Here is a 13,962-nt window from a genome sequence, read left to right on the forward strand (position 1 = left end):
ACCTGCGAGTTCACTCTCGATACATGAGAAAGAACAAGCACATCTCCTCGGTCCCGCTCGTCGTCCTCGACGACCCCGCTGCCATCGACCACGCGTACGACCTGTTCCGTCGCGACATCCCGCTGGCTGTCGTCAGCAGTGAGTACTCCGCGGTGCTGCCGTTCATGCTCGGCAACAACGGGCACACCGCGGCATTCGTCGCCGACGTCGACGACCCCGACCAGCTCGCGGAGGCGATCGTGATCATCGAACGTCGCTTCGGTCGGGTCGGCTCGGTGATCCGCTACGCGGCCGACATCCCGGCGGTGGCGGTGTGAGTGTCGTGGAGGAGTGAGATCGGACCGGCGGCGGTCCTCGAGAAGGTCATGACGTTCGGCTTCTTGCGTGGCTTCGCGCTGCCTCCGATCGCGTGCACGCGCGGCTCGCGGAGGGGCCAGTATTGCGGCGAGTCGGGTGGTGGTGCGCCGCGGAATGTCCCCTGTCGCAACGGTGTGCGGTGAGGGCTTTCCTGCGCGGCTGCTCGAACCGGATACGGCGCGGGTTCGGAGGTAGGTCGTCGAGGGTTTCGAGGGAACCGCTGCCGTCACCCGCTGTCGGGGTGCCCGGCCAGGGCTGGCCGAGGCGTGGACGGACGTGGTCTGTCGCGGCGCCGGCAAACCCGCCAGGGATCGAGGTGTCATTGCGACGTGGTGAGGAATACAAGGATGGCGGCCAGGGTGATGAGGTAGGCAAGGGCCCACCGTAGGTCGTGGTGCGGGGTGGGCGGGGTGTAACGGTGAAATGTGAGGCTGCGAGAGGTCATGACTGCGAGTTCGATCCAAGTGGTGGGATTGGGGTTGTGCGACAACAAGAGTCGTCGCAGGGCCGACGCTCGTCCCGAAACGCCACCCTGAGCTCGAGGCGTCCAAGTCACTACGCCTCGGGAGGCGTGGCCCGGCCGTAGAGGTGTGTGACGCGGTCAGCGCCGTCGAGCGGAAGCCAGCTGCTGTCGAGGCATGCTGTGGCGGCCGCGGGCACCCATGCTGGCGGTCAATGCCGGGCCGGGCGTGCGTCGTTGCTGGTCATGGGTGCCGGGTGTGGCTGGTACCGGTGTTTCGGATTGATCCGGGTGGAGACGTGGCCGGCCCATGACGTGGGTCCACCAGTGCTGCAGCGGGCTGGGGTCGGGCCAGACGATCGGGTGAAGTTCAGGGGCGGGGGCCGACATCGGTTGGGTCCTTCCTGGGTCATGTCGTCGGAACGTGCCGGGGGTGAACGTCGTGTTCCTAGATAGCACTCGTCTGGGTGAATCGCCACCCGATGCCGAAAGCGGACTACTGCTCTGCTCTTGGGGCGAGTGCTGTTGTGCCGGTGGAGGACTGAGTGCGTTGATCATCGAAAAGATGCTTGGCACTCACTGGCGTTGAGTGCTAATCTGATGGCGCGCAGTGATGGTTGATGTGGTGCCGTCAGCGTGGCGGCACCCGTGGATCAAGGAGGTGTTTGCGATGCTGGGTATCGATCCGTTCTCCATGGTTGATGACTGGGCTCGAGGACTTCTCACCGGCGAGTCCGGCGCTGGCCGACGTACACCGCGATTCATGCCGATCGATGTGTACAAGATCGACGACCACTATTCGTTGATTGCCGACCTGCCTGGTGCTGATCCTGGTTCGATCGATCTCAACGTCGACAACGGGGTGTTGACCTTGTCGGCGCATCGCAGCGCACTCTCGGATGAGGGTGTGCAGTGGTTGGCCAACGAGCGTTTCGCCGGCACCTATCGTCGGCAGATCACTCTGGGTGAGGGTGTCGATCCGGCGAAGATCTCTGCTGCCTATGACAACGGTGTGCTCACGGTGACGATCCCGGTGGCCGAGAGAGCCAAGCCTCGCAAGGTGGCCATCGAGCATTCCGGCGACGGACGTCAGGAGATCACCGCCGGCTCCGAGGCGGCCTCGGGCTGACTGACCGGGGAGGTGGTTCGTCACTGTCACCCCAGTACCGGGAGGTCTGAGATGATGATGGGCTGCGTCACGGCTGCGTCGCCAGCCGGATGTGTCGACGTGATCGACGCCGAAGACACCTGGCTGGCCGCTGAAATCGATGCTGTCTTCGCGCAGGTCGGCGATCCGCAACAGGTGCTACCTACCCTCACGTGCGGGGTCGCCACCGTTCGGCGCCGGGTACCTGGTTCAAGCCGAACCGCCGCTCGCATCGCGCACCTGCGGCCGCGACACCGAGTGGTGAGGCGAGGTGGGCGGCAGCGTGGCCCGCCCACCTCGATCTGAGAGCTTCTGAAAGACGCCTGCGTCCGGGAGCCGGAGGGGTTGGCGGTCTCGGGCTCCGGGCGATCGCAGGCAGAAATGGACAAGGATGACACCCGCCGTCCTCCCCGGCGGCCGAGTGCCATCCTTGTCCATATTCAGTTCGACTGATGGACCTTTGCGGATCGCTGATACTGCCGTGATCGCTGTCACGCATCGAGCGTGACGTGGCATGACCCGAGTGAGGTGGGCGGCCCAGGTTCATTCGGGTGTCTCATGACGAGCCCGACACTTTTGAACAGCCCGACAGTCGATGCTGCTCGCTAGTTGTCTTGGGTAGTGGCACAGTCGCATACGTTGTCACAGATTGAGTGCACTCTGATCGTCCGCGTCGCGCCGAAGCTGTGATCGATCGGCTCCTCGAATGCCATGCCAGCAAGGTGTTCGTGACCATGGTCAGTGTCGGGAACATAGTGATGCATCGGACGCGACAAGCAGCAACGAGTGACTGTGCAGTGGTAGCGGAGCGTGTCGGTTGCTCTCGACTGTCGGTGTCCGTCGTCTCGCCTCGAGAGCAGAGGATGAAGGCTGTCTGTCAAGACCAACTTCACAACGTCTCGGGCGACGCGCGACACAGCTGTGGGAATGCAACGACACCGGTGCCAGCGGAGACACCTCGCGTGGTCGGCGCCGCCGGCATACACAAGATTGAAAACGATTGTCGAGCAGTCACTGTCATGACGAAGACCATCAATCGCGCCGGTCAGAGCAACCCTCGCGACTTGAGTAACAGATAGTGATCGGCGAGCTTGGCGGCCAGCTTGTCCGGTGGGGCATCCACCACGTCGACGCCGAGCCGGCCCACCGCGGTGGCGGTTCGGTCCCGCAGGGTGAGTGTGCGTGCCGCGGCCGCCGCATCGTAGATTTGCGCGGCGTCGGCGCGCTTGGTGAGCATGGCGTCGAGGGCGGGGTCGGCGACGGAGCCGATGATGACCTTGTAGCGCTGCGCCAGCACTGCCAGCGGGGGCAGCAGCGACTCCTCGACAGCTGCGGGTTCGAGGGGTGTGAGCAGGACCAGCAGCGCGCGCTGCCGCCCGATCTTGGCGACCTCGGCACCGAGCAGGGGCCAATCCGCCTCCAGGAGAGCGGGTTGGAGGTCGGCCATTGCGGTGACGAGGCTGTTGAGCAGCATGGTGCGGCCGACACCGACCACCCGTCGATGGACCCGGCGGTCACCGGCGATGAGATCGACCCGATCGCCGGCGTGCGACGCGAGCGCGGCCAGCAGCAACGCGGCGTCCATCGCGGCGTCGAGGCGCGGGGTGTCGCCCACCCGCCCGGCCGACGTCCGAGATGTGTCCAGGACGATGACGATGTGCCGATCCTTCTCCGGCTGCCAAGTCCGCACCACGGTCGAACGACGCCGGGCGGTGGCCCGCCAGTCGATGCTGCGGACATCGTCACCCTCGACATAGTCACGCAGGGAATCGAATTCGGTTCCCTGACCACGTACGCGCACCGCCGACCGACCGTCGAGCTGACGCAGGTGGGCCAACCGTGACGGCAGCAACCGCCGCGAGTCGAAGGGCGGGAGTGCGCGGACACGGCCCGGCAGCGGCACCGACCGCTGGCGTCCGGCGATGCCGAGGGGACCCACCCGACGGACGGCGACTCGGACCGCGAGTCGGTCACCGCGTCGGGTGGGGGTGAGAGTCGTTGTCACCGAGCGGGTCTCCGCGCGGGGGATGCTGACGCGGTGGGTGTTCGACGAGGCACCCGCCGACGGCTGCCAGCCGTCGCGCAGCACTCCGCGGAACGTACCGGAACCGTGGTTGGTGACCGCGATCGCGCACGTCGTGCTCTGGCCGAGCCGGATCGGGCCGGGTGCCGACCGCGACATGTTGATCGACTTTGTGGACCCCGCCAACGCAATGTCCAGGCACACGAGCAGCACACAGAACAGCGCCCACAGCACGGGGACGAAGTAGTTCGGCCATATCAGGATGGGCACCGCACCGAGCAGCACCAGGATCAGAAAGCGGCCGGTGAGGAACATCAGCGGGGGACGGGCACCGAGTTGATCGCCGCGTCGAGCACCGAACCCACCGACACGCCTTCGAGTTCGGCCTCCGGGCGCAACGACAGGCGGTGCGCGAGCGTCGACTGGGCGAGCGCCTGCACGTCGTCGGGGGTCACGAAGTCGCGGCCGTTCAACCACGCCCATGCGCGGCTCGTGCCGAGCAGTGCGGTGGCGCCGCGCGGACTGACGCCGAGGGCCAGGGACGGCGAGAACCGGGTGGCCCGGGCGATGTCGACGATGTAGGCGGTGACCTGCGGGGCGATCGTCACCCGGCGGACCTGTTCGGCGCCGGCCTCGATGTCGGCGGCCGAGGCGACCGGACGGAGGCCGGCGGCGGACAGATTCCGCGGATCGAATCCGGAGGCGTGCCGCGTCAGCACGGTGATCTCGTCGTCGCGAGGGGGGAGCGGCAGGGTGACCTTCAGCAGGAAACGGTCGAGCTGCGCTTCGGGCAGCGGGTAGGTGCCCTCGTACTCGACCGGGTTCTGCGTCGCCGCGACGAGGAACGGACTCGGCAGCGGGCGGGGATCGCCGTCGACGGTGACCTGTCGTTCCTCCATCGCCTCGAGCAACGACGCCTGGGTCTTCGGCGGCGTGCGGTTGATCTCGTCGGCCAGCAGGAGATTGGTGAACACCGGCCCTTCGCGGAACGTGAACTCCGAGCTGGCGGAATCGAACACGAGCGATCCGGTGACGTCGCCGGGCATCAGATCCGGCGTGAACTGCACACGTTTCGTCTCGACGTCGAGTGCGGCGGCCACCGACCGGACGAGCAGCGTCTTGGCGACGCCGGGAACGCCTTCGAGCAGGATGTGCCCGCGGCAGAGCAGCGCGATCAGGATGCCCGCCACCGCCGGGTCCTGGCCGACGACGGCCTTCCCGACCTCGCCGCGGACGGCCCCGAGTGCATCGCGGGCGCGGTTCGGCGCTCCGCCGGGTCGGTGGTGGGCGTGCTCAGGTGGTGGCCCGGCAGGTGCCTTGGCGAACGGGTCTGCGTGTACGGATGCGTCCGGGGCGAACGGACCGGGGCCTGGGTTGCGGGACGGGTCGACGGTCATGGCGTGTGTCGGACTTCCTTCTCGAGGTTGGTCAGTTCGGCGGTGAAGTGCACGAGCTGGGCGTCGGTGGTGGGAAGCGGACCGGACAGCAGCGACCGGACCTCGCCGAGATCACGGTGCGTCGCCCCCACCACGGCGAGGACGATCGCCGACACCATCGGGTCCGAGTTCTCGGTCGACGCGACGACGGTGTCCCAGTCGGGTCGCGACAGTGCGTCGGTGGCACGGGCGGCGTCGAACGGAAGTCCCAGATACGACGCCAGCGAACCCAGTGTGTGGATGCGCAGCGCAGCCGCGGCACGCGCGTCGGCTCCAGCGCGGTGATACATCCGGCCCCGCGCCCGGGTGGTCTCGACCGCCTTGACGACCGCCGGGAGCGGCTCGGTGACCAGCGGGCCGAATCGCCTGCCCCGCCACAACATCAGGGCCAGAACCGCGAAGACGGTCAACACGATCAGCGGCCCGACCGCGGCCGGGATGTCGGACTCCTCGTCCTCGGTCGCGACTTGATCGGTGAAGAAGGGCACGTACCAGAGGATCTCGTCGGACCTCGCGAAGACCCGCACGGCGACGCCGGCGTTGTCCTGCTGTGCCAGTTGCTCGTTGGTGAGCATTGTGCCACTGATGACGACGAATTCGGGACGGTCGGTGGTGCGGGGAACCACGACCAGATTCGATGTCCCGTCGGACGTGAAGCAGGCGGTGGCCGCGGGCGAGGTCGGTGTGTATCCGAACGGACTGAAGTCGACGACGTCGGTCTCGTCGATGCCGGGCGTGCGGCAACCCGCGGGGACCGCTGCCGGGCCGGCGCCGTAACCGGACGTGACGGGCAGGTCGAGCGCGGTGAGCATGGTGGTGTCCGGCGCGATCAGGATCACGCGGTCGGCGTCCTGCACGCGCTCGCGGAACTGTTGCGTCGTAGCGGGATTGAACGACGAGGTGGAGCTCACCACCACCGTGGTCCCGCGGCCGGGGCGTGGGGCGTCGGTGAACTCCTCGAGCCCGCGCACCTGCCGGAGGTCGGCCCCGTGGTCGTCCAGGATCTGAGCGAGAGCGCGCGATCCGGTGGGCTGGGCGTTGTCGGGGTCGTAGCTGACGCCGGGACCGGGCGTGCCTTGCACGCCGGTGAGTGCCGTGACACCGAGGAGTCCGACGCCGGCGACCACGACGACCACCACCAGCACGATGGTCACCCAGATCCACGCCGGCGTCTTGTTCTTCGCGGGCGCCGGTCGCATCGGCGTCGACGCGACGGGCCCGGATGGCGTCGCCTGCATGGTGCCGGTCACCGGGGCACCGCCAGTCGCTTCGACCGGACCGCGTCCTCGTCGACTGGTCGTGCGGACGAGACCCCGCGCTCGATGTCGAGGACCGCGCGCGCGGATTCGGCTGATGCGTGTCGGTCGCCGTAGGCGATGGCGTCGAACAGGTCTGTCGCTGTGTGCAATCCGGAGTCGTAGGTGGGAAATCGGGGTCCGAGGTCGACAGCGACTTCGTGGGCGGTCAGAGACGGTTCATCGGCCAGCAGACCGCGCTCGATACCCCGACGTGCCATGGCGCGGACGGCGGCGAGCACGCACTGGTCGTACCGGCCTGCGGCGAAGGCGGCGTCGGCGTCGGACCGGAAGTCGGCCGCGGACCGAGCCGGACCTGTCAGTACCGACCCCGTTGGCGGGCCAGCGGTGGTGCGGGGAAGTCGTGGGTTGCGTCGGAGATGCCGGACGACCGCGACGACGAGCCCGAGGACGAGGGCGATCGCCACGACGATCACGATGCCCCGAAGGGTGTCGGAGCCGCCGAACCAGCCGAAGACGTTGTCGGCGATCCACTCCCAGAGCCGCTCACCGAAGCGGTCGAACCACGACGGTTCGGGTGGTTGATACTCGGAGTCGGACAGCTCCTCCTCGGCCCACCGGCGTGCTTCGTCGTTGCCGGGGTCCAATGGCGCAGCGAGAACTCCGATCACCGGTCGCCCTGTCCGGAGAAGAACGGCGTCGGGGCCGCCTCGGCGCGTGCATCGTCGTAGAGGACGGCCGGGACGACGGTCAGTACCGGTTGCACGACCATCGACGCCACGACGATGCCAATCACCGCGACGACGGTCTCGGTGCCACGGGCGTCCCCGTCGGCGAACCACACGCCGGCGATCGATCCGAGAAGATCGAAGGGGTACATCATCGTCGTCATCGCGACCCACGCCAGCACGACCATGACCGCCAGGATGCCGAAGGTCCGCCAGAACCGCTCCGCCGACAACGACCCCGAGCGGGCGATCGCGCCTCGCACGGAGAGGCCGTCGACCACGATCGCAGGCGCCGTGAACACCGTGCGTACCAGCAGCCACGTCACCGGGATGAGCGCGACGAGGAAGAGGAGGAGACTCCCGGCGATCAGTACGATTCCGTCGGAGCTGACTCCCAGACCGAGGAGTGCGATGCCCGGGGTGAACGCCGCCGCGACGGCGAGTCCCAGGAGGGCGGTCCACCCCGACAGTCGGGCGAGGGACCGGCGACCCGCGCGCAGGGCGTCGTCGAGCGTCGGTACGGACCCGGCGCGCAGGCGGGCCAGGGGACGGGCGGCGAGACCGCTGAGTGCGCCCGTCATGACGGCCCACTGCGCAAAGACAGTGAGGACGAACGCGGTGACCGGTGCCAGGCTCGCCCAGTCGTCCGGGTCGTCGAGGGTCGGTTCGGCGCTCACCAGCCACCAGGTGATGAGCGCGACTGGTGCCGCCGCCGCGCCCCAGCTCACGCCGACGAGGCCCAGGAAGACACGCGGTGCCGCGAACGTGGTCGAGAAGATCTGTTGCAGCAGTGCGCTGACGGGCGTCGGCCGTCGTGGCGGCATCCACCCCGCCCACCCGTTCCCCGGAAGGGGAGCACTCGAGCCAGGTGGGGTCGACATCGCCGAACCCCATTGCGGCTGCGGTCCGGGCACGGTAGGCGGCCGCGGTGTGGGTGGACCCTGCGGCGGTCCCGCATCTGGCACCGGGCTCCACTCGTCGGAGACGACGGGCGGCTGCCACGGGGGCTCGCCGGACGGTGGTGGAGGTACGCGCGGCGGCTCGGTCATCGAGAGGTGCACCGGCCTTTCCGCACGCGGGGAAACTGTGCGGCGAACGTATCAAACAACTCCGACCGGGCACCGAAATCATCCACCGGTTGACGGACGCCGTGCTACCGTGCCGAATTAGAACACGTTCTACTTTTCTGGAGGATTCATGACCGTGGAACAAGCCGGGCTCGCGGAGAAGATCGACGCGGCCGTCGACGCCTATATCGAGCTGCTCAACTCGGGTACCGCAGAGCAGATCGCCGACCTCTACGCCGCGGACGCGACCGTCGAAGACCCCATCGGCGCGGACATCCGCGACACCCGCGAGCAGCTGGTGGAGTTCTACTCGGTGATCACCGGTATGGACGAGCGCACCGCGACGCTCAAGTGGAAGAAGATCGCCGGCGACACCGCGGTCTTCGAGTTCACCCTGGTCACCAAGACCGCCGGACTCGCCTTCGAGATCACCCCCGTCGACATCATGGTCTTCGACGCCGAGGGCAAGGTGTCGACGATGCGCGCGGTCTGGCAGCAGTCGGATCTCAAACAGCTCTGACCGCGATCCCTCCGCTCCTGACAGAGCCCGGAGCTTGCGGAGGGCGCGTCAGCCTTGCTCCCTGAGGTGCGAGGAGCGCAAGCGACGAGCCACGAAGGGCCTGGTGGACGGCGGTTTCTAGCGATCCCCCAGACGTCTTGCGGGCCCTTCGTGGCTCGCTTCGCTCGCACCTCAGGGAGCAGAGAATACGGACGCTCAGGAAGGGTCAGCCCCGCCCCGTCGGCCTCAGCACGATTTCTTCGGGGTGGGCGTCGGCCGGGGTGGAGATGGCGTGCACGACTGCTCGGGCGACGGTCGCGGGACGCAGGAACCGCGACCCGTCGTACTCGTCTCCTTCGATGGCGACGATGTCGCGCTGCATGTCGGTGTCGATGCGGCCGGGGAAGACGGACGTCACCCGGAGGGTCGGTTCCTCGACACGCAACCCGTCGGCGAGCGCTCGCGCCGCGAACTTGCTTGCTGCATAGGGGGTCCATCCGGGGTTGACCCGACGTCCCGCGCCCGAGTTGATGAACACGACGTGGCCGGCGGCCGCTCGTAACGCGGGGAGCAGCAACCGCGTCAGTTCGGCAGCGGCGACGACATTCACCTCGAGGACATGACGCCATTCCTCGACGGGGGTCTCGCCGACGGGCTCGAGGCTGCTGGACACCCCCGCATTGTGGACGAGGACGTCGAGTTCGGTGATCGCCTCCACGGCGGCCTCGACCTCGTCGTAGTCGGTCAGATCGGCAGCGAAGGTGCTCGCGCCGTCGAGTTCGGTCGCCAGCCGATCGAGTTCGGGGGAGGGGCGTCCGCCGAGCAGGAGGTCGTGGGTCGGCGCGAGCTGGCGGGCGATCTCGGCTCCGAGGCCGCGGCTCGCCCCGGTGATCAACGCGGTGGGCACCTCTCGACCCTACTGCGAATTCGTGGGCGGCAGCCCCGTCGGGCTCGATGAGCAGACGCCGACGTCGCGGGGCACAATCGTCGACGTGGCCCGGTACGGATTCACCCCAACGCAGCTGTCGGCACGTGCCGCGTACCTGCTTCGAGGCAATGACCTGGGCACGATGACAAGCGCTGCGCCCAAGTTGTATCCGCACATGTGGAGCTGGGATGCGGCGTTCGTCACGGTCGGTCTCGCGCCGTTGTCGGTGGAGCGGGCCGTCATCGAGATGGACACCCTGCTGTCGGCGCAGTGGCGCAACGGGATGATTCCGCACATCGTCTTCGCGAACGGCCGCGACGGCTACTTCCCGGGGCCGGCTCGCTGGGAGTGCGCCCGCCTCGCCGAGTGCGCGCCCGACTTCCCCGACACGTCCGGTATCACCCAGCCGCCGGTGCATGCGATCGCGGTGCAGCGGATCCTCGACCACTCCCGACGCCACGGTCGCACCACGCGCGCCGTCGCCAACGAGTTCATCGACCGGCGATGGAGTTCGCTGGTGCGGTGGCACCGGTGGCTGGCACACGCGCGAGACCCCAACGGGCGCGGGCGGATCACTATCTTCCACGGCTGGGAGTCGGGGATGGACAACTCGCCACGCTGGGATTCCGCGTACGCCAACGTGATCCCCGGGGTCGACCTTCCGCCTTACCAGCGCGCCGACCTCGATCACGTCGACGATTTCTCGATGCGGCCCACCGACCTCGAGTACGACCGTTACATCTGGCTGGTCGAACAGATGAAGCGCGCCAATTACGACGACGCGCTGCTCCCGAAGGTGATGAGCTTCGCCGTCGAGGACGTCTTCGTCTCCGCCATCTTCGCCGTCGCCTGCGATGTATTGGCGACGATCGGTGAGGACTACTCCAAACCGCGGTCGGATGTCCGAGATCTCCGCGCGTGGGCCGATCGATTCCGGGCCGGGGTCGTGTCCGCCGCCAACGACCGGAACGGTGCCGCAAGGGATTTCGACCTGCGAGCCAACTCGTGGATCAACACCGAGACGATCGCGGTGTTCGCGCCGCTGCTGTGCGGCGGCCTCTCCCGGGACCGCGAACGCGCGCTGCTGCGACTCTTCGACGGTCCGCGGTACTGCGGCCACCCGGATCTGCGGTATGCGGTCCCGCCGTCGACGTCACCGATCTCGGCCGACTTCCGCCCGCGCGAGTACTGGCGCGGGCCCGTCTGGCCGGTGATGACCTGGCTCTTCAGCTGGGCGTTCGCCCGCCGTGGCTGGACCGAGCGGTCGGCGCGCCTGCGCGAGGAAGGGCTTCGCCAAGCCACCGACGGGACGTTTGCCGAGTACTACGAGCCGTTCACCGGGGAGCCGCTCGGCAGCATGCAGCAGAGCTGGACCGCGGCGTCGGTGCTCGACTGGCTCGACTAGAGCTCCCGCATCCGACGGCACACGTCGTCGTAGACGTCCACCAGCGGCCGGGGCGTCCCCGACGACCCGGGACGCTCGTTGATCTCTACCCACTCCTCGAAGGCGCACTGCACCTCGAGATTGGCGATCTCCAGGATCATCCGGAGCTGGCCCCGCGTCCGAGCCGAGCTGCGGTCGCCGAGGGCCTCGGGCCGTCGGCGTGACTTGTCGGCGTAGCGGCCGAGGGCGGCACGGCTCAGGGTGGGTGTCGCGAGTACGAGTTTCTGCACGCGCATGAAATGGGCGGACACGTCGTCGCTGCGATCACCGAACCCCTCCAGGAGCTGCCGGTAGACGCCCTCGATGTCGGCGAGCGACAGGGCATCGGGGTCGATGCCGGCCAGATGGTCGTCGAGTGCCTGGTCGAAACCGAAGCGGTCGAAGAGCACGCACTCTTCCTTGGTCGGGAAGTACCGGAAGAACGTGCGCGGTGAGACCCCGGCGGCAGCGGCGATCTCGTCGACCGTCGTCTCGTCGAATCCGTTGCGCTCGAACAGTTCCACTGCGGCCTCGTGGATCTCCAGGCGCGTCGCATCTCGACGGCGGGCCCGCAACCCGCCGGTCTCGGAGGGTTCCGGCATGGGTCGAGACTAGCGGTCGACCCGCCGATATGTCAGTCGGTGCCACTCTGGCAGGCGCTGCCACTTTCCGGTAGCGTCGCCGTGTGATCGACCCGGACCCCCACAGCGATGAGAGAACGACAGTGACCGAGAACGCCGCCCTCCCGGGCACCGACAACCGCACCGACACCGGCACGGATCGCAGCGCCGTGCTGCTCATCGGGGTCCTGCTGGTCGCGGCCTTCGTGGTGATCCTGAACGAGACGATCCTGAGCGTCGCATTGCCCACCCTGATGGCCGACCTCGAGATCACCGCCGCCACCGCGCAATGGCTCACCAGCGGGTTCCTGCTGACGATGGCGATCGTCATCCCGATCACCGGCTACCGATGCAGCGATTCACCCTGCGGTCGATCTACATCGCGGCGATGACGTTGTTCACGATCGGCACCCTCGCCGCCGCCCTCGCGCCGGGCTTCGAACTCCTGATCGTCGCCCGCGTGGTGCAGGCGTCCGGCACCGCGCTCATGGTCCCGCTGCTGATGACGACGATCCTGAACGTCGTCCCGGAGCAGAATCGTGGCCGCACGATGGGACTGGTCTCCATCGTCATCGCCGTCGCGCCGGCCGTCGGTCCGACGGTGTCCGGCCTGATCCTGCAATCCCTCAGTTGGCGAGCCATGTTCTGGATCGTGCTGCCCATCGCGATCGGTGCGCTGATCCTCGGCGGGGTGTTCGTCCGCAACGTCACCGAACGTCGGCCCGCGCAGCTCGACCTCATCTCGGTCCCGTTGTCGGCTCTCGGCTTCGGCGGTGTCGTCTACGGTCTCAGCAGCATCGGGGAGTCGGCGGGTGGGCACGCCCCGATCCCACCGTGGGTGCCACTCGTCATCGGCGCCGTCGCGCTCGCGTTGTTCGTCGTGCGACAGCTCAAACTCGCCGACCGCGGCTTGGCACTGCTCGACCTGCGGACCTTCGCGATCGCACCGTTCCGCTTGGCCGTCGTGCTGATGGCCGGGTTCATGCTGACGCTCTTCGGCGCGCTCATCCTGCTTCCCCTTTTCCTACAGAACGTGATGGGCAAGGACGTCCTGACCACCGGCCTCGTGCTCCTGCCCGGTGGCCTGGTGATGGGTCTGCTGGCGCCCTTCGTCGGTGCATTGTTCGACAAGGTCGGTGCACGACCACTGGTGCTACCGGGCACCTTGGCCGTCAGTGCCGGCACGTGGCTGCTCACCACGCTCGACGCCGGGTCGTCGTTGGGCATGGTGATCGCGGCTCACGTGATCCTCAGTGCTGGTATCGCTTTCGGTCTGACGCCGCTCATGACCTCAGCGCTGGGATTGCTGAGTCCCGAGCTGTACTCGCACGGCAGCGCGACCGTCAGCACCATCCAGCAGGTCGCGGGAGCGGCAGGCACCGCGCTGTTCATCACGCTGATGTCCCGGGGTACACAGTCGGCCATCGACGACGGGGTGAAGCCGCTGCAGGCGGGGGCCGACGGCATTCACCTGGCCTTCGTCGTCGCGGCCTGCCTGTCACTCGTGCTCATCGCAGCGGCCGCGCTCGTCCGTGGCCGAACGGGTGCGCCGGCGGCCCGGGCCGCCGAGTCGGCCTAGCCGCTCGACCGTCGGCCCGGCCGGCTCACCGGGTCCGGTAATCCAGCAGACCGGACCAGAACTCGTCGGGGATCTCGTCGCCGGCGCGCAGCACCTGCGCCAAGCCGGCGGCCATGAAGACGCCGAGCAGACCGAGCCATAGCCCGGACACCGAGATCGCCACCCAGGCGATCACGACAGCGGCAGGCCACGGGTCGAGGATCAACGAGACCGGCGCGAAGAAGAAGCCCGCCCCGATGAACCACGAGGACAGGGCGCGGTCGCACCGCATGACCGCGGTCAGCCACCGCGGACTCGAGCCCGTGGGCGCGAGGAGAGCAGCGGGTCTTCTGCCGACGGCGGTCGGTCGGTCGGTCATCGGACACCTCCTCTGCGGATCGTCGTGATCCTAGTGTCGGCGTCAGACATCGTGAGAGCCACTACCTCTCAGGTAGTCGCC

Annotated in this window: 13 protein-coding genes and 1 pseudogene; 5 read left to right on the forward strand and 9 right to left on the reverse strand. The window is 68.0% G+C overall.

The features are described from left to right. Positions 1–23: 23 nt before the first annotated feature. The gene (locus tag JW364_RS12270; RefSeq protein WP_058253737.1) at positions 24–317 is read left to right on the forward strand and encodes a hypothetical protein; all 294 of its coding nucleotides are present in this window, start codon (positions 24–26) and stop codon (positions 315–317) included. A gap of 359 nt (positions 318–676) precedes the next feature. On the opposite strand, the gene JW364_RS24420 is transcribed toward JW364_RS12270, so the two are convergent. Then, entirely contained in the window at positions 677–802 is a 126-nt protein-coding gene (locus tag JW364_RS24420; protein WP_269434039.1) for a hypothetical protein, read from the reverse strand. Between the two features lie 685 nt (positions 803–1,487). Between JW364_RS24420 and JW364_RS12275 the strand changes: the two genes are divergently transcribed. Next, positions 1,488–1,946, forward strand: coding sequence for an Hsp20/alpha crystallin family protein (locus JW364_RS12275; protein WP_159371737.1), 459 nt, complete (start codon positions 1,488–1,490; stop codon positions 1,944–1,946). A gap of 1,063 nt (positions 1,947–3,009) precedes the next feature. On the opposite strand, the gene JW364_RS12280 is transcribed toward JW364_RS12275, so the two are convergent. From JW364_RS12280 to JW364_RS12300, 5 genes are read right to left on the reverse strand one after another with little or no spacing between them, the layout of a single operon-like run. After that, on the reverse strand, positions 3,010–4,302 hold the full coding sequence (locus JW364_RS12280; RefSeq protein ID WP_205333778.1) for a DUF58 domain-containing protein: 1,293 nt from the start codon (positions 4,300–4,302) through the stop codon (positions 3,010–3,012). Beyond that, complete coding sequence (locus JW364_RS12285) at positions 4,302–5,384, reverse strand: MoxR family ATPase (protein WP_205333779.1); 1,083 nt, start codon at positions 5,382–5,384, stop codon at positions 4,302–4,304. The genes JW364_RS12280 and JW364_RS12285 overlap by 1 nt, the downstream gene beginning before the upstream one ends. Further along, positions 5,381–6,673, reverse strand: coding sequence for a DUF4350 domain-containing protein (locus JW364_RS12290; RefSeq protein ID WP_307814777.1), 1,293 nt, complete (start codon positions 6,671–6,673; stop codon positions 5,381–5,383). Before JW364_RS12290 ends, JW364_RS12285 begins: the two co-directional genes overlap by 4 nt. Further along, positions 6,670–7,350 carry a DUF4129 domain-containing protein gene (locus JW364_RS12295; RefSeq protein ID WP_205333780.1) on the reverse strand — a complete coding sequence of 227 codons (681 nt, stop codon included), beginning with the start codon at positions 7,348–7,350 and terminating at the stop codon, positions 6,670–6,672. Before JW364_RS12295 ends, JW364_RS12290 begins: the two co-directional genes overlap by 4 nt. Next, a complete protein-coding gene (locus JW364_RS12300) occupies positions 7,347–8,288 on the reverse strand; it encodes a glycerophosphoryl diester phosphodiesterase membrane domain-containing protein (protein WP_240199020.1) in 942 nt (313 codons plus the stop codon). Before JW364_RS12300 ends, JW364_RS12295 begins: the two co-directional genes overlap by 4 nt. A 316-nt stretch (positions 8,289–8,604) precedes the next feature. Here JW364_RS12300 and JW364_RS12305 point away from each other — a divergent pair, with 316 nt between their 5' ends. Continuing rightward, positions 8,605–8,994, forward strand: coding sequence for a nuclear transport factor 2 family protein (locus JW364_RS12305; protein ID WP_064572124.1), 390 nt, complete (start codon positions 8,605–8,607; stop codon positions 8,992–8,994). 205 nt (positions 8,995–9,199) lie between these two features. Here JW364_RS12305 and JW364_RS12310 read toward each other — a convergent pair whose 3' ends face one another. After that, positions 9,200–9,880 carry an SDR family oxidoreductase gene (locus tag JW364_RS12310; protein WP_205333781.1) on the reverse strand — a complete coding sequence of 227 codons (681 nt, stop codon included), beginning with the start codon at positions 9,878–9,880 and terminating at the stop codon, positions 9,200–9,202. Positions 9,881–9,965: 85 nt separating this feature from the next. On the opposite strand from JW364_RS12310, the gene JW364_RS12315 reads away from it, so the two are divergent. Then, the gene (locus JW364_RS12315) at positions 9,966–11,306 is read left to right on the forward strand and encodes an amylo-alpha-1,6-glucosidase (RefSeq protein WP_058252975.1); all 1,341 of its coding nucleotides are present in this window, start codon (positions 9,966–9,968) and stop codon (positions 11,304–11,306) included. Here JW364_RS12315 and JW364_RS12320 read toward each other — a convergent pair. Continuing rightward, on the reverse strand, positions 11,303–11,926 hold the full coding sequence (locus JW364_RS12320) for a TetR family transcriptional regulator (RefSeq protein ID WP_065631127.1): 624 nt from the start codon (positions 11,924–11,926) through the stop codon (positions 11,303–11,305). The genes JW364_RS12315 and JW364_RS12320 overlap by 4 nt on opposite strands. Positions 11,927–12,048: 122 nt before the next feature. Here JW364_RS12320 and JW364_RS12325 point away from each other — a divergent pair. Continuing rightward, positions 12,049–13,523: pseudogene (locus tag JW364_RS12325) on the forward strand (MDR family MFS transporter). Between the two features lie 25 nt (positions 13,524–13,548). Here the strand turns inward: JW364_RS12325 and JW364_RS12330 are convergent. Further along, on the reverse strand, positions 13,549–13,881 hold the full coding sequence (locus JW364_RS12330) for a hypothetical protein (protein WP_205333782.1): 333 nt from the start codon (positions 13,879–13,881) through the stop codon (positions 13,549–13,551). Positions 13,882–13,962 lie beyond the last annotated feature (81 nt).

It is taken from the genome of Gordonia sp. BP-119 (genome assembly GCF_016924115.1).
Lineage (GTDB): Bacteria > Actinomycetota > Actinomycetes > Mycobacteriales > Mycobacteriaceae > Gordonia > Gordonia hongkongensis.